27 protein-coding genes and 3 pseudogenes are annotated in these 25,859 nt (G+C 62.7%); 15 read left to right on the forward strand and 15 right to left on the reverse strand.

The annotated features are described in order from the left end of the window. Positions 1-63: 63 nt before the first annotated feature. Positions 64-987 (reverse strand): LysR family transcriptional regulator, encoded by a 924-nt coding sequence (locus AB4Z48_RS27780; protein ID WP_441619929.1) that lies wholly within the window; start codon positions 985-987, stop codon positions 64-66. A 346-nt stretch (positions 988-1,333) separates the two neighbouring features. Between AB4Z48_RS27780 and AB4Z48_RS27785 the strand changes: the two genes are divergently transcribed. After that, positions 1,334-2,512, forward strand: a complete 1,179-nt coding sequence (locus AB4Z48_RS27785; protein WP_441619931.1) for a CaiB/BaiF CoA transferase family protein — start codon at positions 1,334-1,336, stop codon at positions 2,510-2,512. 108 nt (positions 2,513-2,620) lie between these two features. After that, entirely contained in the window at positions 2,621-3,439 is an 819-nt protein-coding gene (locus AB4Z48_RS27790; protein WP_441619933.1) for an HpcH/HpaI aldolase/citrate lyase family protein, read from the forward strand. Between the two features lie 48 nt (positions 3,440-3,487). Here the strand turns inward: AB4Z48_RS27790 and AB4Z48_RS27795 are convergent, their stop codons facing one another. After that, positions 3,488-4,039: a hypothetical protein gene (locus AB4Z48_RS27795; RefSeq protein ID WP_441619935.1), complete on the reverse strand. Its 552-nt coding sequence runs from the start codon at positions 4,037-4,039 to the stop codon at positions 3,488-3,490. Positions 4,040-4,307: 268 nt separating this feature from the next. Here AB4Z48_RS27795 and AB4Z48_RS27800 point away from each other — a divergent pair, with 268 nt between their 5' ends. The 3 genes and pseudogenes from AB4Z48_RS27800 to AB4Z48_RS27810 form a co-directional block, all read left to right on the forward strand. Continuing rightward, positions 4,308-5,156, forward strand: coding sequence for an FAS1-like dehydratase domain-containing protein (locus AB4Z48_RS27800; RefSeq protein WP_441619937.1), 849 nt, complete (start codon positions 4,308-4,310; stop codon positions 5,154-5,156). A gap of 22 nt (positions 5,157-5,178) precedes the next feature. After that, positions 5,179-6,339 (forward strand): acyl-CoA dehydrogenase family protein, encoded by a 1,161-nt coding sequence (locus AB4Z48_RS27805; protein WP_441619939.1) that lies wholly within the window; start codon positions 5,179-5,181, stop codon positions 6,337-6,339. Positions 6,340-6,377: 38 nt separating this feature from the next. Beyond that, positions 6,378-6,557, forward strand: a pseudogene (locus tag AB4Z48_RS27810) (CoA transferase); the annotation flags it as partial. A 98-nt stretch (positions 6,558-6,655) separates the two neighbouring features. On the opposite strand, the gene AB4Z48_RS27815 reads toward AB4Z48_RS27810, so the two are convergent. From AB4Z48_RS27815 to AB4Z48_RS27835, 5 genes are read right to left on the reverse strand one after another with little or no spacing between them, the layout of a single operon-like run. Then, the gene (locus AB4Z48_RS27815; RefSeq protein WP_441619941.1) at positions 6,656-7,636 is read right to left on the reverse strand and encodes a Bug family tripartite tricarboxylate transporter substrate binding protein; all 981 of its coding nucleotides are present in this window, start codon (positions 7,634-7,636) and stop codon (positions 6,656-6,658) included. Then, positions 7,621-8,628, reverse strand: a complete 1,008-nt coding sequence (locus AB4Z48_RS27820; protein ID WP_441619943.1) for a tripartite tricarboxylate transporter substrate binding protein — start codon at positions 8,626-8,628, stop codon at positions 7,621-7,623. The genes AB4Z48_RS27815 and AB4Z48_RS27820 overlap by 16 nt, the downstream gene beginning before the upstream one ends. 59 nt (positions 8,629-8,687) lie before the next feature. Further along, positions 8,688-9,755 (reverse strand): hydroxyacid dehydrogenase, encoded by a 1,068-nt coding sequence (locus AB4Z48_RS27825; protein WP_441619945.1) that lies wholly within the window; start codon positions 9,753-9,755, stop codon positions 8,688-8,690. Then, positions 9,752-10,429, reverse strand: a complete 678-nt coding sequence (locus AB4Z48_RS27830; protein WP_441619947.1) for an RraA family protein — start codon at positions 10,427-10,429, stop codon at positions 9,752-9,754. Before AB4Z48_RS27830 ends, AB4Z48_RS27825 begins: the two co-directional genes overlap by 4 nt. A 40-nt stretch (positions 10,430-10,469) precedes the next feature. After that, complete coding sequence (locus AB4Z48_RS27835; protein ID WP_441619949.1) at positions 10,470-11,738, reverse strand: alpha-hydroxy acid oxidase; 1,269 nt, start codon at positions 11,736-11,738, stop codon at positions 10,470-10,472. Between the two features lie 122 nt (positions 11,739-11,860). Between AB4Z48_RS27835 and AB4Z48_RS27840 the strand changes: the two genes are divergently transcribed. From AB4Z48_RS27840 to AB4Z48_RS27850, 3 genes are all read left to right on the forward strand, one after another. Further along, entirely contained in the window at positions 11,861-12,763 is a 903-nt protein-coding gene (locus AB4Z48_RS27840; RefSeq protein WP_441619951.1) for a LysR family transcriptional regulator, read from the forward strand. Between the two features lie 134 nt (positions 12,764-12,897). Further along, complete coding sequence (locus AB4Z48_RS27845) at positions 12,898-13,020, forward strand: hypothetical protein (RefSeq protein ID WP_441619953.1); 123 nt, start codon at positions 12,898-12,900, stop codon at positions 13,018-13,020. Between the two features lie 396 nt (positions 13,021-13,416). Continuing rightward, positions 13,417-13,752, forward strand: a complete 336-nt coding sequence (locus AB4Z48_RS27850) for a hypothetical protein (RefSeq protein ID WP_441619955.1) — start codon at positions 13,417-13,419, stop codon at positions 13,750-13,752. Positions 13,753-13,870: 118 nt separating this feature from the next. On the opposite strand, the gene AB4Z48_RS27855 is transcribed toward AB4Z48_RS27850, so the two are convergent. From AB4Z48_RS27855 to AB4Z48_RS27865, 3 genes and pseudogenes are all read right to left on the reverse strand, one after another. Beyond that, the gene (locus AB4Z48_RS27855; protein ID WP_441619957.1) at positions 13,871-14,206 is read right to left on the reverse strand and encodes a type II toxin-antitoxin system RelE/ParE family toxin; all 336 of its coding nucleotides are present in this window, start codon (positions 14,204-14,206) and stop codon (positions 13,871-13,873) included. After that, on the reverse strand, positions 14,206-14,490 hold the full coding sequence (locus AB4Z48_RS27860; RefSeq protein ID WP_029049528.1) for a type II toxin-antitoxin system Phd/YefM family antitoxin: 285 nt from the start codon (positions 14,488-14,490) through the stop codon (positions 14,206-14,208). The genes AB4Z48_RS27855 and AB4Z48_RS27860 overlap by 1 nt, the downstream gene beginning before the upstream one ends. Before the next feature lie 903 nt (positions 14,491-15,393). Further along, positions 15,394-15,576, reverse strand: a pseudogene (locus AB4Z48_RS27865) (LysR family transcriptional regulator); the annotation flags it as partial. A gap of 66 nt (positions 15,577-15,642) precedes the next feature. Between AB4Z48_RS27865 and AB4Z48_RS27870 the strand changes: the two are divergent. Continuing rightward, entirely contained in the window at positions 15,643-15,765 is a 123-nt protein-coding gene (locus AB4Z48_RS27870; RefSeq protein ID WP_441619959.1) for a hypothetical protein, read from the forward strand. A gap of 241 nt (positions 15,766-16,006) precedes the next feature. Here AB4Z48_RS27870 and AB4Z48_RS27875 read toward each other — a convergent pair. Then, positions 16,007-16,255 (reverse strand): annotated as a pseudogene (locus tag AB4Z48_RS27875) (transposase); the annotation flags it as partial. Positions 16,256-16,434: 179 nt separating this feature from the next. Here AB4Z48_RS27875 and AB4Z48_RS27880 point away from each other — a divergent pair. Continuing rightward, the gene (locus AB4Z48_RS27880) at positions 16,435-16,866 is read left to right on the forward strand and encodes a hypothetical protein (protein WP_441619961.1); all 432 of its coding nucleotides are present in this window, start codon (positions 16,435-16,437) and stop codon (positions 16,864-16,866) included. A 167-nt stretch (positions 16,867-17,033) separates the two neighbouring features. On the opposite strand, the gene AB4Z48_RS27885 is transcribed toward AB4Z48_RS27880, so the two are convergent. Then, complete coding sequence (locus AB4Z48_RS27885) at positions 17,034-17,933, reverse strand: LysR family transcriptional regulator (protein WP_441619962.1); 900 nt, start codon at positions 17,931-17,933, stop codon at positions 17,034-17,036. Between the two features lie 106 nt (positions 17,934-18,039). On the opposite strand from AB4Z48_RS27885, the gene AB4Z48_RS27890 reads away from it, so the two are divergent. The 5 genes from AB4Z48_RS27890 to AB4Z48_RS27910 all read left to right on the forward strand — a co-directional run bounded on the left by AB4Z48_RS27890 (position 18,040) and on the right by AB4Z48_RS27910 (position 23,053). Continuing rightward, positions 18,040-19,212, forward strand: a complete 1,173-nt coding sequence (locus AB4Z48_RS27890) for a TauD/TfdA family dioxygenase (protein WP_441619964.1) — start codon at positions 18,040-18,042, stop codon at positions 19,210-19,212. Then, a complete protein-coding gene (locus tag AB4Z48_RS27895; protein WP_441619966.1) occupies positions 19,209-20,096 on the forward strand; it encodes an isocitrate lyase/PEP mutase family protein in 888 nt (295 codons plus the stop codon). Before AB4Z48_RS27890 ends, AB4Z48_RS27895 begins: the two co-directional genes overlap by 4 nt. A 61-nt stretch (positions 20,097-20,157) precedes the next feature. Then, on the forward strand, positions 20,158-21,126 hold the full coding sequence (locus tag AB4Z48_RS27900; protein ID WP_441619968.1) for a Bug family tripartite tricarboxylate transporter substrate binding protein: 969 nt from the start codon (positions 20,158-20,160) through the stop codon (positions 21,124-21,126). Positions 21,127-21,136: 10 nt separating this feature from the next. Next, positions 21,137-22,039, forward strand: coding sequence for an amidohydrolase family protein (locus AB4Z48_RS27905; RefSeq protein ID WP_441619970.1), 903 nt, complete (start codon positions 21,137-21,139; stop codon positions 22,037-22,039). Between the two features lie 60 nt (positions 22,040-22,099). Further along, on the forward strand, positions 22,100-23,053 hold the full coding sequence (locus AB4Z48_RS27910; protein ID WP_441619971.1) for a tripartite tricarboxylate transporter substrate binding protein: 954 nt from the start codon (positions 22,100-22,102) through the stop codon (positions 23,051-23,053). A gap of 275 nt (positions 23,054-23,328) precedes the next feature. On the opposite strand, the gene AB4Z48_RS27915 is transcribed toward AB4Z48_RS27910, so the two are convergent. From AB4Z48_RS27915 to AB4Z48_RS27925, 3 genes are read right to left on the reverse strand one after another with little or no spacing between them, the layout of a single operon-like run. Continuing rightward, positions 23,329-23,916, reverse strand: coding sequence for an FAD-dependent monooxygenase (locus AB4Z48_RS27915; RefSeq protein WP_441619973.1), 588 nt, complete (start codon positions 23,914-23,916; stop codon positions 23,329-23,331). Continuing rightward, positions 23,867-24,418 carry a hypothetical protein gene (locus AB4Z48_RS27920; protein WP_441619974.1) on the reverse strand — a complete coding sequence of 184 codons (552 nt, stop codon included), beginning with the start codon at positions 24,416-24,418 and terminating at the stop codon, positions 23,867-23,869. The genes AB4Z48_RS27915 and AB4Z48_RS27920 overlap by 50 nt, the downstream gene beginning before the upstream one ends. A 2-nt stretch (positions 24,419-24,420) precedes the next feature. Continuing rightward, positions 24,421-25,566 (reverse strand): cupin domain-containing protein, encoded by a 1,146-nt coding sequence (locus AB4Z48_RS27925; protein WP_441619976.1) that lies wholly within the window; start codon positions 25,564-25,566, stop codon positions 24,421-24,423. Positions 25,567-25,859: the final 293 nt, after the last annotated feature.

Consider the following 25,859-nt stretch of genomic DNA (forward strand, 5'->3'; position numbering starts at 1 on the left):
GGCGTCAGCCGAATAGGGAGCTTCGCCCCGGAGTGCTGCAGTCGGTTGATACCCAATTGCCGCTCATGCAACGCGTCCACACGGACTACCCCCCGCGGCCTCCGCGACTTTGATGAGTTCGTCGATAAGGGCCTTCGCGCAGCCAGGAAGCCCCTCCAGATCCCGGGCAATCACTACGCGCTCGCGTATGGCCCACGGTTCATCGAGTTCCAGAATTTCCAGCTTCATCGTCTGACGATGGCGGAGAGTCGTCGATAGCGGAAGGATGCCAATGCCAACCCCGGCTTCTATCATGCGGCACATGGCCTCGAAACTACGAACCTGAATTCGAATTTGCAGCTTGCGGCGCTCGTCGCGGACGAGGTCGGTAAGGAACGCGTGAAGTGTGCTTCCTTCATGCATGCTTACATGCTCATACTCTAGTGTGTCAACAAGCGAAACGTTCGACCTTTCCAGCAGGGGGTGCCCGACAGGCGTCACCAACACCAACTTGTCCGTACTGAAATGGACGACCTCGAGCCCCTCCGGGTTTAGCGGCCCAGAGATGATTCCCAAATCGGCGCTGGCGTCCAGCACCCCTCGAATAATGTCGCGCGTCTGGCGCTCCTGGAGGTCCACTGTGACTGCCGGTCGCTCTGCCATGAAGCGGGCAAGCACCTCAGGCATGAATTCCGTGACTGCGGTTGTATTCGCGAAGATGCGTATATGGCCGACCGAATCCTTCGAGAATTCCTCAAAGTCACTGCGCACGTGTTCGAACTGGCGCTCGATGACCCGCGCATGTCGAAGAAGACGTTCACCCGCGGGAGTGAGGGCCAGCCCCTTGCTTTCACGATAGAAGAGCCGGGTTCCCAGCTGGTCTTCCAGCGCCTTAAGTCTCGCACTAGCCGCAGCGGGGGACAAAAATGCCTTTTTCGCCCCGCGAGACAGGTTTTCCTCCTCGGCGATGCGTGCGAACAGTCGGAGGTCGGCGAAATCAAAGTGCATAAAGTACTCCTTCAGCATAACTGTATCAAGGCGTCACTTTTGTCGCAAAGGATGTTTTTAGGAACACCTGCCAGGCGTGGGTGGTAGTGCTCCCAGGCACTGCTTTCGGTGAGGCCGAACGAGTGGTTCGAGAATTCGAGATTTACCGTAGGTCACCGTGCTGCGAGACTAGTCCCAAGCGCAGGAATGCAAATATTCCGAGATGTAGCCGATACCTGCCGGTAAAGCAGGATGCGCCGGCATCGCGTGGCGAGTCCTGATTTAATAAGCGGCTGCCGTGCACCAGATTCTCTTGCCCGTTCCCGCTGCGGTGGGCTAGGCGAGGTACTTTCTTACTAAGGCTGCTATGCGTCCCCTTGATGGCATCACCGTTGTTTCTCTAGAACATGCAATTGCCGCCCCCTTTTGCACCCGCCAGTTGGCCGACCTAGGGGCTCGGGTCATCAAGGTCGAGCGGCCGAAAGTTGGCGATTTCGCCCGGGGTTACGACGAGCGGGTGGATGGCATGTCCTCGCATTTCGCCTGGACGAATCGCTCGAAGGAGAGTCTTGCTCTGGACCTCAAGCACCGCGAAGCGCCCGCCATCCTCCAGAAAATCCTCGACAAGGCCGACGTGCTTGTCCAGAACCTTGCCCCAGGTGCTGCTGACCGACTCGGCCTCTCCTACGAGGTGCTGTCGCAGCGGTACCCAGGCATCATCGTCTGTGACATCTCAGGGTATGGCAATGATGGCCCCTATCGCGACAAGAAGGCCTATGACCTGCTCATCCAGGCGGAGTCTGGATTTGTTTCTATCACCGGTACGCCTGAGAGCCCATCGAAAGCGGGTTGCTCCATTGCCGACATTGCGGCTGGCATGTACGCGTACACCAACATCCTGGCCGCATTGTTGCAGCGTGGAAAGACCTGCAGGGGTGCGCATATCGACGTCTCGATGCTGGAGAGTATGGTCGAATGGATGAACTATCCACTCTATTACGCTTTTGACGGGGCCACGCCGCCTCCGAGGGCAGGCGCATCGCATGCCACCATTTTTCCCTACGGCCTGTTCACGGCCGGTGACGGAAAGACCATCATTCTCGGTCTCCAGAACGAGCGCGAATGGGATGCCTTCTGCCGGGTTGTCCTGGAACAGCCTGCACTTGCCACGGACGAGCGGTTTGTCTCGAATTCACTCCGTGCCAAGAGCCGTGTGGCGCTTACGGAAATCATCACCGCTGCATTTTCCTCGCTGACTATCGATGCGGTCGTGGAGCGCCTGGAGCGCGCGCAGATTGCTAACGCGCGCATGAACGATATGAAGGATGTCTGGAATCATCCGCAACTCAAGGCGCGGGAGCGCTGGACGTCGGTCCAATCACCGGTAGGGGTCATTCCCGCATTGCTCCCACCCGGGATTCCGCAATCTTTCGAGCCGCGGATGGATGCGATCCCCGCGCTTGGCCAGCACAGCGAGAACATTCTTCGTGAACTCGGCTACACCAGTGATGATGTCGCCCGCTTGACCAGCGAAGGCGCAATCTGACGTCATGCTCTGCCGCGAACTGACGCGGCCCACTCAATTCGCTCTGCCTCTTCACGCCTCGTTCGGGAGGGAGGGGGCATGCGCGCGTGCTCACTGGAATCTGACCAAATGGCAACCATCACCTCTGCTCGTTCCTATCTCTTTGTGCCGGCCAATCGCCCCGAGCGCTTTGCCAAGGCCCACGCCTGCGGCGCAGATATGGTGATTCTTGACCTTGAGGATGCCGTTTCTGCTGAGGACAAGGACCGGGCCCGGCACCTCCTGGCGGACTACCTGGCAACCGGCGGCTCTGGAATGGTACGAATCAACGCGACGCAGACGCAATGGTTCGAGGGCGACGTCCGTGTGTGTCGCGAGGGCGGAGTCCGTGGCGTCGTTCTGCCGAAGGCGGAAAGCGCGGCAGATGTTGCGCTGGTGGTGAGGCATCTCCCTCCGGGCGTCAAGGTTCTCCCGCTTGTCGAGACCGCCAAAGGCATGGCCAATGTGAGCGAGATTGCTGCTGCGTCCGGGGTAGAGCGACTTGTATTCGGAACCGTGGATTTCCGGACTGAGCTTGGCATCGAGGGCGATGACGAGGAATTGCTCTACTTTCGTTCAATGCTCGTCTTAGCCTCGCGGGCTGCGGGGATTGCTTCGCCAGTGGATGGGGTGACGGTATCCATCTCCGATGTGGATGAACTGCGCAGGGCGAGTGAGCGCGGTCGGCGGCTGGGATTCGGGGCAAAGCTCTGTATCCATCCCGCGCAGGTTTCTGGGGTGAACGACGCCTATCGGCCTACCGCAATTCAGTTGGACTGGGCGAAGAAGGTTCTCGCGCGAGCCAAGACCAGCCCGGGCGCCTTCCAACTCGACGGAGAAATGGTAGATGCACCGGTCATCATGCGCGCGTCGGACCTGCTAAGGCAGGCCGGCGAGCAGCCGGATTGAAGGCATCCATCTTGTCTTTCACGCGCACTCCGCATTGCATTCTAGGAACTACAGTCCATCGTCTCTCAGGCGTGCGGCTGTCTGGAGCGAGACGCCAAACCAATCGTAGAACGACGCTTCCAGGTCGCCTTTGCTACCCCAGCCCACTCTGTCACGCAGGTCCGCGACGGAGAGCTCGAACTGTATCGACTCGAACAGCGCGCGCATGAGACGTTGCGTCCGGCATATATGCGTGAAGGCCATGCCTTGCGTGAACAGAGCGGTCCGGATCCGCTCGGGCGTCGTGCTCAGCGCATGAGCAACCGTGTGCGCATTCCAGTTCTCCTGCGGATGGTGAAAGACCGTTCCCGAAATCATGTCCCGCAGAAGCGGCGCCCATGAGGGTGTTTCCGCGCCTGGGTGCGATGGGCCCAGGGCAATTTCCTTTGGGTTCCCATCGGCGAGTTCCAGATAACAGCTGGACGCGAAAAACACGCTGCCGCCGAGTTGCAGGTCGATGGATTCGAAAGCTGGAATGTCGATAGCACGGTCCGTTCGCATAGTGCGCGAAAAGCCGCGTCGCGTAAGGACATGTTCGCCGTGACAGGAGGTAATCCGCATGGGAAATGCCGGCACGAGTCTGTGGAGCGCCACTCGGGAGCGACAACGAATCTGGACGCGCATGGGGTTTGCTGAGTCGGATGGTTTGAGCCAATCTTGGCCACAGTTTCGCGCTACGTAAATCCGATTTTTCCGAACGCGCCATTCGGATAAGCGCATGCTCGATGTTTTCTGTGCAGCCGAAAGGCTCGTTCCGAACTTGCGAATGGGAAGTTGCCTGTAGCCCGTGCATAGTGGGAGCCTAGGAAAACAGACCGAAGAGACGTTCATGGACACTGCCAAGCTGAAGGAGTGGGTCGGTAATTCAACCGAGTCCCACGACGAGATAACCGCGTTCCCCGTCAAGGCGCTCTCCGCGACCGTGGACCGTGAAGACCCCGCACCGGTTCCCGGAGACGCACTCGCCCCTCTCTGGCATTGGCTGTACTTCTTGCCGTTGCACAGGCAGTCGGAGCTGGGCGTTGACGGCCATGCCAAGCGAGGCGGCTTCCTGCCGCCGGTGCCGCTGCCGCGACGCATGTGGGCTGGCGGGCGGTTGCGGTTTCATCAGCCCCTGCGCGTAGGTGAGACGGTATCGAAGAAGTCCACCATTCTGGACGTGAATGCCAAAACAGGGCGGACGGGGTCGCTGGCCTTCGTTACCGTGGAGCACCAGTATTCCGGGGCGCAGGGTCTTGCGGTGACCGAAGAGCATGACATCGTCTACAGGGAAGAAGCCTCGCCAAATGCGACGGGTCCGGAGCCGGTTGCTGCGCGTACCGACGAAGACTGGTCTCGCGAAGTGGTGCCAGACCCAGTGCTGCTGTTCCGATTCTCCGCCCTGACCTTCAACGGTCACAGAATTCACTATGACCACCCGTATGTGACTGCTGTCGAGCACTATCCTGACCTCATTGTGCACGGCCCGTTGTTAGCCGTGCTGCTCCTTGACCTGGTGCGCAGGAACTTGCCTGACGCCACGGTCAGCAGTTTCTCCTTCAAGGGAGTTCGCCCCACCTTCGTGCCCCAGCGTTTTTACGTCTGCGGGAAGCGAAGCGTGGACGGGAAGTCTGTTGAACTGTGGATTCGCCAGGATGGCGGTGCCCTTGCGATGACTGCTACTGCCGAACTTGGCTAAACGAACTTACAGGGAGACTGTCGTGCTGAACAAAGTCGATGAACATCAAGAAATCCGCGAAGCTATCCGCGATTTGTGTGGTCAGTTCTCTTCGGAGTACTTCCGCAAGATTGACGAAGTCCGGGGTTATCCGGAAGAGTTCGTCAATGCACTGACGACCGCCGGCTGGCTAGCTGCTCTGATTCCCGAGGAGTACGGCGGGTCGGGTCTCGGCCTGACGCAAGCGTCGGTCATCATGGAAGAAATCAACCGCGCCGGGGGCAACTCCGGCGCGTGCCACGGGCAGATGTACAACATGGGTACGCTCCTGCGCCATGGCTCGGCAGCGCAAAAGAAGGAATACCTTCCGAAGATTGCGAGCGGAGCATTGCGCCTGCAATCGATGGCCGTTACGGAGCCGACGACCGGCACCGATACGACAAAAATCAAGACTACAGCGGTGCGTAAAGGCGACAAGTATGTCGTGAACGGGCAGAAGGTCTGGATTTCGCGTGTCCAGCACTCCGACCTCATGATTCTGCTGGCGCGGACCACCCCGTTGGCGGAATGCAAGAAGAAGTCAGAAGGGATGTCCATCTTCCTCGTGGACCTGCGCGAAGCCATTGGGAACGGCATGACGGTCCAGCCCATTATCAACATGGTCAACCATGAGACCAATGAGCTCTTCTTCGACAATCTGGAGATTCCGGCGGAGAACCTCATCGGCGAAGAGGGCAAGGGGTTCAAGTACATCCTGGATGGTCTGAACGCCGAACGTACGCTGATTGCAGCTGAGTGCATCGGTGACGGCTACTGGTTCATCGACAAGGTGACCAAGTACGTCAACGAGCGCGTGGTGTTCGGTCGCCCCATCGGCCAGAATCAAGGCGTCCAGTTCCCCATCGCCAAGGCATTCGTCAATGTGGAGGCGGCAAGTCTCATGCGCTTCAAGGCTGCCAGGCTGTTCGACGAGCATCAGCCCTGCGGCGCGGAAGCTAACATGGCCAAGCTGCTGGCAGCCGATGCATCCTGGGAAGCCGCCAACGCCTGCTTGCAGTACCACGGTGGCTTCGGCTTCGCCGCGGAATACGATGTAGAGCGCAAGTTCCGCGAGACGCGTCTTTATCAAGTTGCGCCGATTTCGACAAACCTTATCTTGTCGTATGTCGGCGAACACATTCTTGGCATGCCAAGGTCGTTCTGACAAACGAAGGGGGCTCGGATGCCGAGTCCTCCTGCTAACTTGCGGCTCGCGAATGCAATGACGGCGAAGGCCAGGTGGTGGAGGTCGCGCTGTACGAGTTGGTGTTCAACATGATGGAGAGCCTCGTGCCGGAGTTCCCGGCATTTGGTGCAGTTCGCCAGCCAGCAGGCAGCAGTCGTCCCGGAATTGCACCGGGCAACGCGTACCGATGTCAGGATGTCCGACGCCGAGCGCCAACTCTCGGTTGGCTGGCTCGCCGGCGAGGGACGCGGCGTCAACGCCGGCGTCCCAAGCCATTCCCATTGTCGAGTCTTCTCTAGTCCGCCTTTGCCCCGGAGATGCGAACTTGTTCTGCAGCGATAGGCATCTGCTTCTTGACGAAGGTCCAGTACGCATCGACACCCATCGGCTCGACTGGCAATGAGCCTTGCTCCGAGAACTGCTTTTGAAGCTCAGGGTCTCGCAATGCTTGGTTCAGCGCAGCGTTTAGCTTCTCCAGCGCCGGCCTTGGCGTGTTCGCTGGCGCCACCAACCCGTACCAGGAATCGGTATAGAACGCCTTCACACCGGCTTCGTCGAAGGTTGGCACGTCGGGAAGCGCTGGCAGTCGCTGGTGCGCGGCAACAGCAAGCGGACGAACCTTGCCAGAGCGGATGAAGGGAAGCGCTCCCGTCGTGATGACGAAGTCGACTCGGCCGGCCATCAGGTCGGTCATTGCAGGGGCGGTGCCTTTGAACGGGATGTGTGCTATGTCGACGTTGGCCAGCTTCCTGAACACCGCGCCCGCGAGATGCTGGCTTGAGCCGACACCGCCTGAGCCGAAGTTCAGCTGACCAGGCTGAGCGCGCGCCTTTTTAATCAGTTCCTGGACAGAGCGATAGGGAGAGTCTTTGGGAACGAGCATCACGCCCGGTGAGGTCGTAATCAGGCCAATCGGCGCAAAGTCCTTGATCGGGTCGTGGTTCAGCCGGCTGTAAAGCGCGGAATTCAGGCCGTGCGAGGCGACCGTGGCAAGCATGATGGTGCTGCCATCCGGTTTCGCGCGAGAGGCGACATCCGTGCCGATGTTGCCGCCCGCCCCCGCACGGTTGTCGATGACGATGGACTGCCCCAGCGCCTTGGACATTTGCGCAGACACCAGACGGGCAACGGCGTCCGAGGGGCCACCCGCAGGCCATCCGACGACCATGGTAATCGGGCCGGGCGGCAACGCCGTCTGCGCCAACAAGAGAGTGGACCAGGCGAGTGTCGCGGAGCCAGCCGCTGTCCGGAGAAGCCGACTTACATTTCCTGCCATGGCATCTCCTTCCACAGTTGACGGAAGCCCGCCTCACCTCGCTCGAGTTCAGCGCCATACGCGGCAGGACCAAGGTAGCGCAGCGGTGCAAACATGGCATCGGCTTGCTGCTTGAACTGCGGGTCCGCGGCAACCTTCGCCATGGCGGCGACAAGCTTCTTCCTTACCGGTTCCGGCAGGCCCTTGGGCGCGGCGAGCCCGCGCAAGGATGCCAGCTCGATGTTGTAGCCCTGCTCGCGGAAGGTTGACACATTGGGCGCAAGTACCGCGCGTGCAGCTCCCATCTGTCCCAGGAACTTAAGTGGCGTGCCACCCTTCTGGTACGCCAATGCCTCGCCCACATTGATGGCGCCAATCGTAATCTGTTGACCAGTCAGGGCGCCACGGACTTCGCCGGCGCCCTTGTAGCCCACGTGCGTCATCTTTACGCCGGAAGCCTTTTCAAACAACAGCATGGCGAGATGGTCGTCTGAGCCCACGCCCGTGGTGCCTACAGTGACCGCGCCCGGGTTCGCCTTGGCGTACTTCACGAGCGTGGCCAAAGAATCGATGTTGCTGGACTGGCTGACGGTGAATGCGCCCGGGTCGTCCACCAGGTTGCCGATGAGGTCGTAGCTCTTCCAGGTGAACGTTGTCTTGCGCTCAATCGGAATAGTCAGCAGGTTCGGCGTGTTGATGAAGCCGATGGTGTAGCCGTCCGGTGCGGCGCGTGCCAGTTCGGCAAAGCCAATGGCGCCACCCGCGCCTGGCTTGTTCTGGACCACAATGGTTGCGCCTAGCTCCTTCTCGAGATGTCGTGCAAGCAAGCGGGCAACCAGGTCGGTGCCGCCGCCAGGAGCGTACGCGACAATCATCTCGATTGGGCGATTCGGCCATGGTGCGGCTTCGGCCCTGGCTGCGACTGGCGCCAGAGCGCCAACCATGCCGGCGAGCGAGCACGCAGCCAGGAGGACGGATAGACGCCGACGACGGGAGTCGGGAGTGGGATGCATGGGTTTGGTCTCCTCGCCGGCCCTCATGAAGCCGGCGTATTGTTGTGGCTATTGCTTAGTCAGTTGGCGGCAGCGAGCAAGGCGGCCTCTATCCGTTGCCTCGCTCTGGGCCAGACTTCGGGATTCACAAGGCGCTCGGGCTTCTCGCCTGTTGCGAGCAGCTCCACGATTTGCGTGGCGGCCAACGTCGCGTTCCTGCGACGAGCGTCATGCGTTACTCCGGCCGTGTGGAAGGTGGCAACGACGTTCTCAAGGGTCAGGAGCGGATGGCCTGGCGGTGGCGGTTCCTGGTCCCAGACGTCCAGACCGGCTCCGGCAAGATGGCCGCACGACAACGCGGCATATAGGGCCTGTTCGTCGTGGATGCCGCCACGCGCCGTACTGACGAATATGCTTCCACGGCGCATTGTCGCGAAGGTGTCGGCATTCATCATCCCCAGGGTGCTGGCGTCCCGGGGACAGTGCAGTGAAACAATGTCAGCGGTGCGCAGCAACTCGCCGAAGGAGACAAACTCGGCGCCTCGCCTGGCCATCTCCGCACTATCGAGAAGGGGGTCATAGCCAATCACGCGCATGCCGAAAGCACGGCCAAGTGCTGCAGCACGACTTCCTGCATGTCCGACCCCGACCAGACCCAGCGTGCGCCCGCGTAGTTCGTGGCCCATCAGGTCTTCGCGGCTTCCTGTGCCATGCGCTTTCATGCGGCGGTCGGATTCGGCGATGCGTCGCATGACGGACAACATCAATCCCATTGCCATTTCAGCCACAGAATCGGCGTTTCCGCCGGCCTGGTTCATCACGGCAACGCCCGCCGCCGTGCAGGCATCGATGTCAATCGTGTCGCAGCCGGACCCGCTTGATGACACCGCGATGAGATTCGGGCAACGCGCAAGCAGTTCCGCGGTAACGAACCAGCGTCGGGGCAGTTCGTCCTTGGCGGCCGTAATCTGGTACACGTGTGCCTGAGACAGGCGTGCCCAAGCCTCGTCGTCGGCGCCTTCGCGTTGGCATGTGTGCAGACTGACGCCTGGGTGTTCGCCCACAATCCGGTTAAAGGCGGGGTCGAGCCAGTAGTCAAAGCGCACTACCTGACGCTGCCCTTGAATTGTTGTGATGGACTGGCTCACAGTACCCCCTTGTCAACCAGCGAGCGGTCCACCCAGGCGCGGTCCGCGCGGCCCTGTGCAATCGATTCAAGAATGCGGGCTTCGGTTCGCTGTACCTCTTCCACGTGGACCGCTATCGCTTCGGCTTCTTCGGCGGGAACCACCAGCAGTCCATCACCATCGCCAATAATCAGGTCGCCAGGTCGGACCACCATGCCGTCGATGGAGACCGGTACGTGGAGCTCACCCGGACCATCCTTATAGGGGCCACGGTGCGAGACACCGCGCGCGTAGACAGGCAGTGGCTCCTTGCCAATCGTGTCACTGTCGCGAATCAAGCCATCGATGACAAAGCCGGCGGCTCCGCGCGAGATTGCGAGCGCAAGCATGATCTCGCCGATGATGGCATTGGGTCCCACGCCACCCGCATCTACTACGATAACGTCACCAGGGCCAGAGAGGTCAATCGCCTTGTGGACCATGAGGTTGTCGCCCGGACGCGTGCGAACGGTAAGCGCTCGTCCGACCAGGTTGCCATCGCGGCGGTGAAACGGGCGCAGCTGACTGGTTCCGGTCGTGCGGCTCATCGCGTCGCTGACATTGGCGACGGGGAAATTCCGGTACCGTTCCATCAGCGAGGAACTGACAAGGTGTGCGGGACGCGGGTGGATGCGAAAACCATGCGGCGAAGTCATTGTTCTGTCTCCTGTGTCGGCCGTGAAGGGCCTGTTGGAATCAATTGGAAGTTGCAACTCGGTTAAGAAGGGGGCGCTGGATGCAATGCGCATCAACATCTGTCACGCGAGTGATGCCCAGCATGGCCAGGTCGCGAGAAATCTCGGCTCGCATCAGGTCGATGCCATGTGCAACGCCATGGCGGGAACCGACCGTCGCCGCATAGGCGAACGGTCGTCCAATGAAAACGCAGCGGGCACCCAGGGCGAGTGCCTTGATGACATCGGTGCCGCGACGCACGCCACTGTCGAGCATCACAGGCAGTTGCGGGACAGCCTCGACGATTTCAGGCAGGGCTCGCATTGAAGCGATGGCGCCATCAAGCTGTCTGCCACCGTGGTTGGACACGATGATGCCGTCGACGCCGTGCTGATGAGCGAGGCGCGCATCTTCTGCGGTCAGGATGCCCTTGACGACTAGCTGCCCCCGCCAGCGGCGACGGATGGTCGCCAGGTGGTCCCAGGTGAAATGGGCGCGGTCCGAGAAATCCCGCAGCACGTCGCGCGAGACGATGGGTGCACCGCGGTGGGCGTAGGCGTTCTCGAAGTGCGGCACGCCGTGGCGCAGCAGGGTTCGGGCGAAGGTGCCGAGCAGCCAGCGCGGATGGGTGATTCCTTGCCAGGCAAGGGCTGCACTAGGCCGTAGCGGCGTGGAAAAGCCCGCGCGTGCGTTGTTTTCGCGGTTGCCCGCCACGGGCGTATCCACTGTGATGACGAGGGTCTCGACCCGGGCCGCTTCAACCCGCGCAAGCAGGCCTTCGATGTGGCGCATGTCACCGGGCAAGTAGGCCTGGAACCAGGTCCCTGGAGCGGCTTCCATGACCTCTTCGAGCCGAATCAGGGACGAACCGCTCATGATGGCCGGCACGGACGCCTGGCAAGCTGCCTGGGCCATGATGACGTCCCCGCGGTACGCGAACAGCGCGGAGATGCCCATGGGTGCGAGACCGAATGGCGCGGCATATCGCTGGCCGAACAAGGTTAAGCTCAGGTCCCGCGTAGAGACGCCGACCAGCACGCGTGGTCGCAGTGCGATTTCCTCGAACGACCGTCGGTTCTGACCCAGGGAGATGTTGTCCTCGACCGCGCCGCTTACGTAGGCGTACAGCGGCTTGGGCAGCCGCTTGCGAGCCAGCGGCTCGAAGTCCTTCAGCGACAACACCTGCTGCTTCAGCCAGGCGATGTCGTGGTCACTTGCTTCAACCGTATCCTTGCCACCGGGTTGAAGTGCAGTAGTCTGTGCGGCCTCGTCGAGGGGAGCGGCTGACATGGGAGCGATTCCTATAGGTTGGAGCAAATCTAACAACCTGCACGCAACGATAAAAGCGAAAAATAACGAAGATATAATTTCGCTTTTTGGAAAATATCGACCATCGGTCGTTGGGACTTGCCATGACGCTTAAGCAACTCGAAGCTTTCTACTGGGCGGCAACCTGCGTGAACTTCACGGTGGCGGCGGAGCGCGTCCACCTGTCGGTCTCGTCTCTCTCAAAACGGATTGCCGAGCTGGAGGCGTCATTGGGCGTAGCGCTGTTCGACCGCAGCGGGCGAAGCGCCGAGCTGACCGTCCAGGGCGAGCAGATGCTGCCGCAGATTCGCGCGATGCTGCACGCCGCCGCAGAGTTGCGGCAATCGGCGGGGCAGCGTCAGGGCTTGATTGGACGATGCCGTATCGGCTTGGGCGAGTTGAGCGGACTTACCTGGTTGCCCAAGCTCGTGCGTGAAGTGTCGTCACGCCACCCGGGCCTATTGCTGGAGCCCCATCTCGATATCGGGCAGGTCCTTGAGCAGCGCCTCCATGACGGGGAGCTGGATATCGGCGTTCTCGCCGGGCCGTCCACCCGCAGCAGCTTGGCAGCCGAGAGGATTGGTCAGGTGGACTTTGCGTGGGTCGCTAGCCAGTCGTTCCTCCAGATGGCCGGCACTGACGAACCGCGGGTGCTCATGGGAGCGCAGACGTTGCTGACGCTCCCCGTTGGTGCCGGGGGGACGAGAGTGCTCGACCAATGGCTGGCGCGCCGTGGGCTCATGGTCGGGCGGCGCCTGATGTGCAATAGCTGGGGCGCTGTCGTTGGAATGCTGGTTGAAGGGCTCGGTTTCGGATTCGTTCCGAGGTTGTGGGCTGACGCACTTGTCGAACGGGGAGCACTCCGAATCTTGCCGGATAGCGACGCTCTGGAGCCGCTTCACTATGCAGTGCAGTGGCGCCGTGATGACACCCGGCCGTTGATTCTGGCGATGCGCGAGATTGTCCGTGGCGTAATCGATTTCCAAGCTCCACGTTGTTTCGTCTAGGCACAGTGCTTGCCACATCTGAGCACGGTAATTCCCGGTGGTGAAAAGGGTTCTGAAGAGACTCTCTTCATGACCAGCGCCACTTCGAGTAGGAACTGGGGCCGGCGGACCTGAGCGGCGTCACGGTTCTCGCCATGCACGAGTTTGCCATTCAGAATGGACGCCGCTACGCCACGGTCATTGGCGAGCGGTCGAGCAAGCGGGTGCTGTGGGTGGAGCATGGGCGTTCGCGCGAGGACATCCGCCCAATTCTTTGATCGGCGCGGCCCTGACGGATGTGCCCGGCTACGTGCAGCGGTCATGAATATGAATACAGCCTGCGAGCTCGAGACCGGATCAAGGTGGTCAAGCGCGTGGCCTACGGCTTCCAGGATGACCACTACTTCTTTCTCACGATGCAGGCGGCCTTCCCTGGTATTCGGTGATGAACACCCTGCTGGTGCGGCAGGCTCGGACCGCGAGCACACTTCCGTGACCTCGCAGAAACGGGTACGCATTTCCCAGGCCGAAGCCTCTCGATCCTTTAGCGCCAAAGCCGAATTTACCTCACCGCAGCATGGGCAACGCTTTGAGCTAGGAAAGAAGCGATCCGCCGTCACTAGCGTTGTCCCATACCACACGCTCTTGTTCGATCTGGCGACGAATCTCGCCGAATGCCACGTCGAGAAAGGCGCGGTTCAGGTCAGCTTTTTGACGGTCATTTCTTCCCGGTGAAAGTCGGCGAATACGCCATCACCGTTGGAGACGGCATTGTGATGGTAAAGCGCAAGGGCAGCAGCTGTCGGTTGACGGTAGCCAAAGTGCTTGGCACGGTGAACGCCGACGGCGTGGAAGTGCTATGCCTGGATCGACTGGTGCATAACCACTACGAGTCCGAGATGGATGGCTGGCATGTGGGCGGCGCCGTGGCGACGCTTCTGTCGCGCCCAATCGGCCCCGTCCTGTTGAAAGCCCCACTAAATTCGTCGTTTTTCGACCGGCCCAACTAGGGTGATTGGCCTTTGCCTTGGCTAGTTGAAAAAGAGAGCCTCACCGTTCTGTAGCGGTGAGCCTTCGACTCAGGGAAAATAATCCATACCAACCGATCGCGACGCCGATCGTCTCTTCTCACACATGCAGGATGATCTTTTGCAGCAGGGCAGTTAGATCCCGACGCTGATCTATGATCAAGTGCACATAAATGGTGTCGTCCCTGACTTCATAGATAATTCGATTCTTTCCGCAATGCACTTCGCGGAACCTGTTCGCGGTTAGCCCACTGAGTTCATCGACAATGTGACCGAATTCCGGAAACTCCCGGATGCGAGTTATGGACGCCTGGATCTGAGCATATGAGTCTTCCCAGACGGTCATTCCAAATGCGTCCACAACGTAGCGGCGCACCCGCCTCAGTTCGGCTTTACCGCTGTCGAGAAGCTTCGCCCGCAGCAATTTGGAGGCCATCAGCGCCGCTTCTCTTGTCGGTCCAGTTCGTCCAGTTCTGCGAACACATCATCGATGTCGGAAAACTTTTCCTGCTCGATCTGCTTTTGCCCAAGGGCCAGGATCTTCAGCAGGGCCAATGTCTGCCGGTCGGATTCGTAGCTGCGTACGTCTTGGACAACAAGCTTGGCTTCGCCGTTTTGGGTGATGATTAACGGTTCACCGGATTCAGCGAGGTCCTTGACGATCTGTGCGGCTTCACTCTTGAGATAGCTGATCGGCTTGACGTGATCGGCGATTCGCATCGCACGGCTCCTGTGGATGGCATGGGTAGACCGAATATAGTCCATTAACAGTCTTCCGTCAACTTCGCCCGCCCCCCTGTACCCTGCCGCGCAACCGAGGGCGACCATGATCTCGGAAGGCGACTGCGCGCTCAGTACATTCCGCAGGAAGTTGTCCGGACACTGCTGTAACGCCTACCGCTGGGGGAGCGGCGATATAGACGGCGACCCGCCGTGTCCGAGCCACATGAGTCATTGAGCCTACGTTCCAATGTTGGATTGGCCTGCAAGCGACCGCTCACCGGCGCTTCGTTCCAGTACAGGCTCGTTATCGACAAAGCGACCGATCTTTCGTAATGGAACGTGACGGGTCTTCCGGGCTTGTCTATCCGGTTCGGCCACCAGCCGAGAAGGCATGCCGATCAACGTCCAACTGGTGTCTGGTCGGCAGGCTGAGTCGACGATTCGTCACCTCGCCTCGCTACTCGAAAGCGTTAGCGATTTCCGCGTCTCAACTGCGCGGTGAAAATATGCCGCCCGCTCACTCCCAATTAGCGGCAGATTTCGCGTTGGTTTCTCGCGGGCGCGCCGCGACCGGCTGGAAATGTGCCGCTTAAGCACTTCGATGGCTACTGGCGCGTCGTGACGCGCGCGAGCAGCAGTCCTCCACGCCTGGTAATTTGTTCGGCCGAGATTTCGCCGCCGCTGTGAACGAGGGCATCGAAGCGAACAAGGCGATAGCCCGTGCCGGGAATATCACGCCGTAGTGAAGTTATTGGGGATGAGCAGACGTCACGCGTACCTGGTGCGCGGGAGTCTCGCTCTGCGCTGACGACTGGCGTCATAAGACCGGTTTCAGCCATTCCGCGCGGTGTTTGTCAGCCGCCGGTCCAGAATATCGCATCACTATCGTTGTTGCGCCTGTCATGCCGTCCCGCGCAGCAAGCGCCCGGCAAATCGGGGCTGCCGCAACTTCTCCAGCCACCACTGCAGTGCGCGTCCTTCTCGATCACTGCGCCACGCGACATACGACACGGTCGGCTCGCGCGGATCGGTCGTCATCTTCTCCACAAGTTCGCCACTTTCCAGCAAAGACGCAACGCGGTGGAGGTGTTGGAGGATTATCGTCCCCAACCCGACCCTATCCGTGTGCTTTATCCCAGCAAGCGACACATGTCCCCACGCATCCGGGCCTTCATCGATCTGTTGGTGGAGCGCTGGGACGCTGGCGTACCGTGGGAATCGCTGCTGGATAAGCGAGCAGACCTGTCGCAAACCGGAGATTTCGCGCGCTGATGAGCATGTTTCTGCGCCGCCGCCGTGCAAACACGGCAGACAACGCCAAGCGAATGATTGCGCCTGTCCAATGGCGCGCATTTAAGTGATTTTAACGTAACTTGGATGGCACGGCGCGATGTTGAGGGGGAAATACTAGAACCAGTTGCGCCCTCACTTTTCAGGCCCGTGACCGCTCACCAGATGTGCGGGAAGCCCCGGAGTTTAGTCCGGTGTCGAGAGCACGGACGCCGCAGGCGTCCTAGTAGGGCGCTTGCTGTTCCTCAATGTATTGCCGAAGGATATCTATCGGCGCACCGCCGCACGATGACGCGATATAGGAAGGCGACCACAACACGCCCCGCCGCTTCAGCCACAGATGAAAGTCTCCAAACTGCTGTCGGAGCATACGTGATGACACGCCCTTCAGCGACGCGACGAGATTCGACAGCGCCACCTTCGGCGGGTAGCCGCCGCCCCCTATGCCGATCAAGACCTTGATTTGATCATCGGAAGCTCGGCGGACGAATGGCCGAGGCCGGGAACCGCCGGTCGCCGCGGTTTGCCGATGTCTAGCCTCCGTCATCCAAGCCCGAAATGGCGTCCTATGGTAAGGTTGGCCGGGTGAGTTCATGGACTTCAACTGGTGACGCATGGACCGCATCTATGTGATGCTGGGAGTGATGCAGCGTGAGTGATGCGAAGCAGGAAACGCGGCGGACGCTGCGGACCGAGAGAGTTGCAATCAGCAGGGCTTTGCGCCTGAGCGTGCCGCCAGAGGCCAGGCCTGCACCGGTCAACCGGAAAGACTGGCTGCGGCAGAGGAAAGAGCAATTGCAGGCTGCCCGTGCCGCTGCCAAGCAAAGGCGCGATCTGCTAAGAGCCGAAATCATGTCGGCCGTGCAGGATGTTGTCCGGGAGGAACGCGCTGCTGCGCGGCTAGAAGCCGAACGCCTGAAGGCGGAAGCCAAGGCCGCGCGGACCTACGCGCGCGAGGGCGCTCGCGCCGCCGCCAAGTTTGAGCGCGGCCAACCAACCCGCCCGGCGCCCAAACGAAAGACGCTTTCCAATGAGAAACGCAAGCTGGTCTCATACACCGATCTGTTGCGGATGCTTGGGTGACCTGGCGGAAGTTCGACGGGGCGGACTACCGATCGATTTCATGGAAAGCGGCGTCGATCTCGTGATCCGACTCGACGCCTTGTCAGAAAAGCGGCTGAACGCGCGGTAGACCTGTCGAAATGGCGGGGACCCTAAGCGGACATTCATGAGACGGGTCCCGGCGCGCCTCAGTGCCGCCCGGCCACCTGCTGGCGCTGGTAGGCACCCAGCGTCAGCCGCATCGCATCGCGCACCGCCTCCACCGAGCGGTTATCGTCATCGCCCTTGCGCGTCACCATCGACAAGGTCAGCACCGGCGCCGCGCGGCCCAGCCGTACCAGGCGCACGGGGTAGTTCTGCACCAGCGTGGGATCGGGGCCCTGCAGGATCGACACCCCCAGCCCCCCGCTGACCATTGCCACGATGGCCGGCGCACTGTCGAATTCCAGGGTGCCGCGGATCTCGGACACGTGCGCATGCACGAATTGCGCCGCCATCGCGCCCGAGACGGTATTGCGGTCATAGCGGATCCAGTCGTACAGGCGGAACAGGGACGCCACGTTGGTCTCGGTCGCGCCGGGCGGTGCAATCATCACCAGCTCGCGCCGCAACATTGGCGTCCAGCGCAGCCGGGCCGAGCCGCCCGATGGCGGTTGCGCCACCAGTGCTGCATCGATATCCCCGGCCTTGACCGAGGCCGTGAGCGTGCTGCTGCGCCCGCGCACCAGGCGCAGTTCGAGCCGGGGATGGCGCTCCCGGACATAGCGCACGATGCCGGGCAGCACGATCGGCTGCAGCGATTCGATGACCCCCAGCCGCACCACGCCTTCCACCACGAGCCCGCCGCCGGCCCGCAACGCCTCAAGGCCTTGCAGCGCCTGGCGCAGGGTGTCGGCCACCTCGTGGGCAAGCTGGTTCGGCCGCGCCTGCAGCCCGGAGCGATCGAACAGCGGCTTGCCCAGATACAGCTCGAGCTGCTTCATCTGCATGCTGACGGCGCTTGGCGTGACGTTGGCCTGGCGGGCTGCGCCCGCAAAGGTGCCAGTCTGCAGCACCGCCTCAAGGGTATGGAAGGTCTCAATCTTCATCAAAAACTCTTACGAAGAAACTCAAATATGTTCGCTTTTCTAATGATAGGCGACATCGATAGACTGGCTTCCAACGTCACGCACACAAACGGAGGAGACCCCAGACATGTCAGCCATCGCCACATCCCAACGCCCTCTGCCCTGGACCGCCCGCCAGGCCCGCGAAGACCGTAGCTGGATCCTGCGCATGACCGAGGCCGAGATCCAGGGCATGCGCGACGCGCTCGACCATGCCAGGGCGCTGGGCAAGCCGCTGCTGGACATGGAACAGGCCGACTTCCCGCTGAACGAGGCCGCGCGCGGCGTGCTCGAGCGGGCCATCGACATCACGCAGGGCGGCTGGGGCATGTGCCTGGTCAAGGGTTTCCCCGTCGACGAGTGGAACGAGGAAGAAGCGCGCCTGGCCTATTGGGGCATGAGCCTCTACATGGGCGTGGGCCGCACGCAGAACCGCGCCAGCCAGTTCATGAACGACGTGCGCAATGAGGGCGGCGAGTACAAGGTCAAGGGCGGTCGCGGCTATAACACCAATGCCGGGCTCGACTTCCACCAGGACTCCTGCGATGTGGTGGGCCTGCTGTGCCGCCGCACGGCCAGGTCCGGCGGCACCAGCAAGGTGATCAGCTCGATTGCACTGTATGAGGCAGTGCAGCGGCGCCGCCCCGACCTGATCCCGGTGCTCAAGGGCCCGTTCTTCCACAGCTACCAGAGCACACAGGATCCGTCGCAGCCACCGTACTACCGCTGCGCGATCTTCGGCAGCCATCCTGAATTCTTCTCGGCGCGCACCAACCGCAAGAACACCGTCGCTGCCCAGCGCGACTTCCCGGAACTGCCGCGCCTGACGCCGGCACAGGTCGAGGCGCTGGACCTGCTCGACGAACTGATGCCCAGCGACGAGCTCTGCTTCACCATGGAGCTGGAACAAGGCGACATGCAGCTGCTGAACAACTACGTCACGCTGCATTCGCGCACGCCGTTCGAAGACCATGACGAGCCGGACCGCAAGCGTCACCTGTTCCGCCTGTGGCTGGCCGTGCCGGGCTCGCAACCGCTGCCCGAGGACTGGAAGGAGTACTACGGCGACGTGCGTGCCGGATCGGTGCGCGGCGGCGTGCGTGGCAGCGCCATCACGCAGGCCTTCCTGGATTACGAGAAACGTCAGGCGGCCGCGCTCGGCATGCTGTTCGAAACCTGGCGTCCGCAACTGATTCAGGAAGACATGGCACGCATCCTGGCCGGGCAGGGTGCCAGCGCATCCGAGGCAGCTGCCGCATGAACGCCGCCGCCAAGCCTGTGCCTTCGCTGAAGGAGCGCCTGCGCCGGCGCGAGCCGGTGCTGGCGCCGGGGGTCTACGATGCGCTCAGCGCACTGCTGGCCGAGCAGGCCGGTTTCGAGGCGCTGTATCTGTCGGGTGGCGCCGTCGCCTACACCCTCCTGGGCCGTTCCGACGTCGGCCTGACCACCGCCACCGAGACCGCAGACGTGCTGGCGCGCATCACCGATCGCGTGTCGCTGCCGGTGATCGTGGACGGTGACACCGGCTACGGCAACGCGCTCAATACGCAACGCACCGTGCGCGCCTTCGAACGCGCCGGCGCCGCGATGATCCAACTGGAAGACCAGGGTTTTCCCAAGCGCTGCGGCCATCTGGCCGGCAAGTCGCTGGTGCCGGTGCGTGAAATGTGCGGCAAGCTGCGGGCCGCGCTGGACGCGCGCCATGATGAAGGCACGCTGATCCTCGCGCGCACCGACGCGGTCGCCGTAGAAGGCCTGGACGCCGCCATCGAACGCGCCGAGGCCTACCTCGCCTGCGGCGTGGATGCGCTCTTCATCGAAGCCGTGGTGTCGGCCGGCGATATGGACAGCGTCTGCGGCCGCTTCGCCGCGCGCGTGCCGATGCTGGCCAATATGGTCGAGGGCGGCAAGACGCCGATCCAGAGCGCGTCGGAGCTGGGCGAGCGCGGGTACCGCATCGTCATATACCCGGGCGGCACCGTGCGCTTCGCCTCGCACCAGTTGCAGCGCTACTTCGCCGGGCTCAGGGCCGACGGCAGCACGCGCGCCTTCATGGAGGAAATGAACGACTTCGACGCACTGAACCGGCTGATCGGCACGCCTCAACTACTCGATGCCGGCCGCCGCTATGCGGAGGACGACTGACCCATCCGGGCCGTCCCGCCGCACCCATTACCAGACCCAGAACGACATTGGGGGAGACAATATGACCAACCGCCTGCACGCTTTCCTTGGCGCCATGCTCTGTGCGGTCGCCGCCACCGCGGCCGCCGCCTACCCTGACAAGCCCATCAAGCTGGTCGTGCCGTTCCCGCCCGGCGGCAATATCGACGCCACTGCGCGCATCGTCGCCGCCGGCCTGTCCGAATCGCTCGGCCAGACCGTGGTGGTGGAGAACCGCGCCGGCGCCGCCGGCCTGGTCGGCGCGGAATCGGTGTCGCGCGCCGCGCCCGACGGCTACACCGCGCTGCTCGCGTCCACCGGTGCGCTGGCTCCGCTCAAGGCCTTGAATCCCGCCGCCACGCTGACACCCGAGCGCGACCTGGTTTCGGCAGGCCCGATTGCGCGCGCACCGCTGGTGCTGGTAGTCAGCCCCAAGGTGCCGGCCACCACGCTGGCCGGCTTCATCGCCTATGCGCGCTCGCGGCCTGGCAAGCTGACGCTGGCGACTGCCGGTGTTGGCACCGCCGCGCACCTGACCGGTGAATACTTCCAGAAGCAGAGCGGCACAAAACTGCTGCACGTGCCCTACAAGGGCAGCAGCCTCGCGGTGGCCGACCTGCTCGGCGGCCACGTCGACCTGACCTTCGACCAGCTCGCCTCCACCCTGACACAGATCCGCGCCGGCAAGCTCAAGGCGCTGGGCGTGACCACCGCGCAACGCTCTTCGCTGATGCCGGACCTGCCCACGCTGGCCGAAGCCGGCCTGCCCGGCTTCGAGGCCGCCACCACCACCGGACTGATGTTCCCCAAGGGCACGCCGCCGGAAGTGCTGGCACGGGTCAACGCGGCGCTGCAGAAGACGCTGGCGCGCGACAGTACGGCCAGGCAGTTCCGTGAGCTTGGCGCCGACGTGCAGGCTGGCCCGCCTGCGGACTTCGACAAGACGCTGCGGCAGGAGACTGCCAAATGGAGCCAGGTGATCGGCGACGCCCATATCACCGTGTCGAACTAGGAGGGGCTGTATGACCGAGACAATCGACACGCAGCCGCCGGTCTGCCTGCCACCGCGCGTGCAGGTATCGCGCCCTGCGCTGGTGCTGCCGCCCGGGTCAACCGACTGCCACTGCCACGTCTACGACGATCCGCGCATCTATCCGCTGGTGGCGCAGCGCTCGTACACGCCCGCGCCCGCCACGCTGAATCAATACCTCGCGATGTGCCGGCTGGTCGGCCTGACGCGCACGGTGCAGGTCAGCGCCAGCGTCTACGGCGCCGACAACCGGCTTACGCTGGACGTCATCCCGGCGATCGGCCAGCAGCGGGCGCGCGGCGTGGCCGGGCTCCATCCCGACATTACCCCGGCTGAGATCGAGGCCCTGCATGCCGGCGGCATGCGGGGCGTTCGCGTCTCCACGCATGTGAAAGGCTATGGCGGGACCCAGGCCATCGCCCATTTCGCCGAACGGATCCGCCCATTCGGCTGGCACGTGCAGGTGCATGTGCTGCATGCCGACGAGATCGCCGAACTGGAGCCGCAGCTGATGCGGCTGCCGGTGCCGCTGGTGTTCGATCACATGGGCTGCGTGCGTGGCGCGGAGGGCCCGGGCAACCGTGGTTTCCAGGCCATGCTGCGGCTGCTGCGCGAGCGCGACGACTGCTGGACCAAGATCTCGAGCTGGTATCGCCGCTCCGACGCCGGCCCGGGGCATGCCGACATGGCCCCGATCGTCGCCGCGCTGGTCGAGACCCGGCCTGACCGCCTGCTGTTCGGCACTAACTGGCCGCATCCGGCGCTCAATGCGCCGCAGCAGGTGCCCGACGACGGTGCGCTGATCGATGAATTCACCGGCTGGGTGCCGGACGCCAATGTCCGCCGCCGCATCCTGGTGGACAACCCGGCCCTGCTGTACGGATTTCCTGACTGAACCGCGCGCACAAGCGATCCCCCAATCGCAAGACGATAACGAGAGAAACGGAGACAAACCATGCAACGACGCGACTTCCTCGCCCTGCTGGCCGCCGGTGCGATGCTGCCCGCCAGCCTGCGCGCCGCGCCAGCAGTCACCAAACTGCTGGTCGGCGCGACGCCGGGCGGCGGCACCGACCTGGTGGCGCGCGCGCTGGCCGCCGAACTGGAACAACGCAGCAAGCATGCCTTCATCGTCGAGAACCGCGGTGGCGCGGCCGGCAATATCGCCGCCACGGCGGTAGCCAAGGCCGATCCGGACGGCAGCACGCTGCTACTCTGCTACACCAGCCATGCGATCAATCCGGCGCTGTTCGACAAGAAGCCATTCGATCCGCTCAAGGACTTCACGCCGATCTCGTTGATTGCCACCTCGCCGCTGCTGCTGGTGTCGCGGCCTGACCTGGAGGTGAAGAATGTGCGCGAGCTGATTGCGCTGGCCAAGTCCAGGCCCGGCAAGCTCAGCATTGCCGTGGCCGGCATTGGCAGCGCCAACCACCTGGCTGGCGAGATGCTCAAGCACGAGGCCGGCATCGATCTCGTCAGCGTGCCCTACAAGGGCGCGGCACCCGCCGTGGCTGACGTGGTGGCCAGCCAGGCGGACCTGCTGCTGGGCAATGTGGCCACGGTGCAGCCGCTGTTGCAGGCCGGCAAGGTCAAGGGGCTGGGGGTCAGCAGCCTGAAGCGGCTGCCCGCGTTCCCGCAGTTGGCTCCGATTGCCGACGTGGTGCCGAACTTCGAATATAGCTCGTGGTATGGCTTGCTTGGCCCTGCCGGCATGCCGGCGGACCTGGTGGCGCAACTCGAGAAATCGGTACGTGCCGCGGTGGCGTCGCCGGCGATGCGCAAGCGGCTGGCCGGCGAAGGCCTGACGCCGGTGGGCAACGACGCCGCCCAGTTCACGCAGTTCCTGCAAGGCGAGATCGCGCGCTGGGCCAAGGTGGTTGCCGTCACCGGCGCACACATGGGCTAAGCGCGGAAGGAAACGGGGCTGCGCCGGATCACGGCGCGGTCCCCCAAGGAAACGGGACGTGCGCGCCCATTCGGCCCCTCAGTCGCTCGCAGCGCCCCACCTGTCCCACCGTTCGGGCAGCGGTGCCTTCTTGCTGCGCCTGCGCTAGCGACTGGGGAGTAGGCATGCATCTGAGATATGCGTGACCTCGACGGGGTGATCGAATTCGTCGGCCACCATCGCGAGGACGACAGCAAGCTCGAGTCTGCGCGGGGAGGTGCGGCTGTACCCCTCTGTCAGACGCACTGCGCCGAGGGCAATTGACTGCGTAGCGCATCCATCCGCGCGTAGAATTCGTCCACCGGCCGCTGTGCGGTGCGCCGCATCGTCTCGTTGCGCGCCCCCAGGATGGCCGCGTCTTCCTGTGCCCCGGCCTCGCCGACTTTACGCGAGGTGTCCTGCACAAACTTGCATAGGGGATAGCGTGCCTCACCGAAGGCTCGCAGCGTGGCCTCCACGTCGACGTCGCGCGACAGCATCTCCGCCAGCAGCACCGCATCTTCGAGTGCCATCGCGCCGCCTTGTCCCATGAAGGGTGTTGAGGCGTGCGCAGCGTCACCGATCATGATTACACGGCCACGGTGCCAGGGCAGCGGGGCAGCGACCTCCTCCACGGCGGTGTAGAGCACTTCGGCGTCGGCAGAGAGCGCGTCCAGGAACTGGCGCGCCGGGCCGCCGAACTCCGCAAAACGGGCTTGCATCAGCGCCGGCCAATCGGTCCGCTCATACCATTGCCCGGCGGGCTCAGGCAGCGTGCCGAACAAGTACAGTTGGTCATCGCTGATCGGCATGATGCCGAGCCGCTTGCCGGTACCCATCATCATGATTTTTTCGAGGAGGTCCTTCGGTCGCCTGTGCACGCTGCGCCAGACGCCGAGTCCGGTATAGACCTTCCAGCGGGCCTGCGACCAGGCGGCGGATCTCCGAGCGAATGCCTTCCGCCCCGACCACAAGATCGTATTGGCCCGAGGTGCCATCGGAGAGTGCAACGGTGACGTGCTCTGCCGTTTTCTGGTCGATCCGGACAGCGGTGGTGCCCAAGCGGATATCGACGCGCAGCGCATCGAGTCGGCTAGCGAAGATGCGGTGCATTTCGGCCCGGCGAATACCGACGATCGGCGCAATGTCCGGATGACGGGACGGATAGAAAGTTTCGGTGATCGGTTGGCCGCGCTCGTCCAGGTAGATATTCCGGCCATCGGCAATGGCAAAGCCACTCGACACGATCTCCGGCAGTACCCCGAGGCTGCCGAGCGCCGCAAGTCCGTTGTGATAGATAAAGATGCCGGAACTTTGGAATCGCCATTCCTGCTGCTTCTCTAGCATCGTCACCCGCACACCAGCCTGTGCCAGTGCATCCGAGAAAGCATTCTCACGCGCGTTCCAACGCTGGATTGGCGTATCGCCCACCCAATATCGGCGCGACGCATCGGCGCCCTGACGCCTCCGCGCGGCCACACGCTGCAGATCCGGACGATCAGTGCCCGAATCCGGCGTTCCGGAGGTTGAGCACAGCATGGCCACCGCCCAATAATTCCCCTCAATCGCCCTCGCTGGCAAACAAGGAGGTGGCATTGCTGGGCATAGCCCGTCGCTTCGGCGACCTCGGCGATCCGTACATGCGGCTGGCGCAGCCGTTCGGCGGCCAGGTTCATGCGAAATGCACTCAGGTACTGCATCGGCGGCACGCCCAGCAGCGCACAAAAGCGCTCGGCGAACACCGTGCGCGACAGGTATGCCACGGCGGCGAGCTGGCCGATGCTCCAGTCCTGTTGCGGCGCCTCGTGCATGGCCGCAACCGCACGCGCAATGCCGGGGTCGTCGAGGACGTTCGGCGTGCCCTGGCGCGCGGCGGCGGGCGTGCGCAGATACTCGCCCAGGATATGCACGAGCAGCAGGTCGCCCATGCGTGCCGCGGACAATTGCCAGCCCGGACGCTGAGACAGCGAGTCCTGCACCAGCAGTTCCATCGTGTTTGCCAGCGTGTGCGCCAGCGGAAGCTCGTCGGCACGCAGCACGATCAGCGTTGGCAATTCCGCTGGGATAGCGCCCACGTCAAGCGTGGGCATCCACAGGTGAAGGGAGAACAGTTGCGTGGGTGGGACGTCCGCGGTGCCCGTGCCGTCTGCGCCATATGTCAGTTCGATCGGATGGCCGCCATGGCGGCCGATCATGTGCGCCTTCAGCAGATCGGCGAAGGGCATGACGCCATCACCGGGGTCCCGTTTCGATGACACCGTATGCGGCGTGCCGCGCGGCAGCATGACGATATCGCGCGGACCAATCTCGACAGGCGTGCCACTATCGGCGCAGATCCAGTACCCGTGCCCGGTACACATGCGGATCAGCGCGCCCTCGGTGCCGGCCGAGTACAACGCCCACGGTGCGTGGAGCCGGAAACTTGCCGTCACGGCGCGTTCGGCCTTGCATGCGGAAAGGATACGGCTCAGGACGTCATGCGGTCCGGGATTCATCGTCGGGAGAATGGGGCGCGAGGGATGTGGGATTCTAGCTCAGCGTATTCGATGACCGACTGCGGTCATTGGCGGTTGCCGACCCCTTTTGCGTCATTCGCCGTGCTTCCTACCGATGGCCGAAATGAGCGGCGAAGCGGCCAGAGACCTGCCGCTACGCGCCCTTGAGCCTTTCAGCAGAGCATCACTGCGATTTGCTTCCCAACTACGCAAGGTTGTTGCGTATGGGTCTGGCAAAGTGGGACGCTGTTGCGCAGCAACGCTCTAACATTGCAGACATTCCGGTGCGCCCA

It is taken from the genome of Cupriavidus sp. 2TAF22, assembly GCF_052115045.1.
Classification (GTDB): domain Bacteria; phylum Pseudomonadota; class Gammaproteobacteria; order Burkholderiales; family Burkholderiaceae; genus Cupriavidus.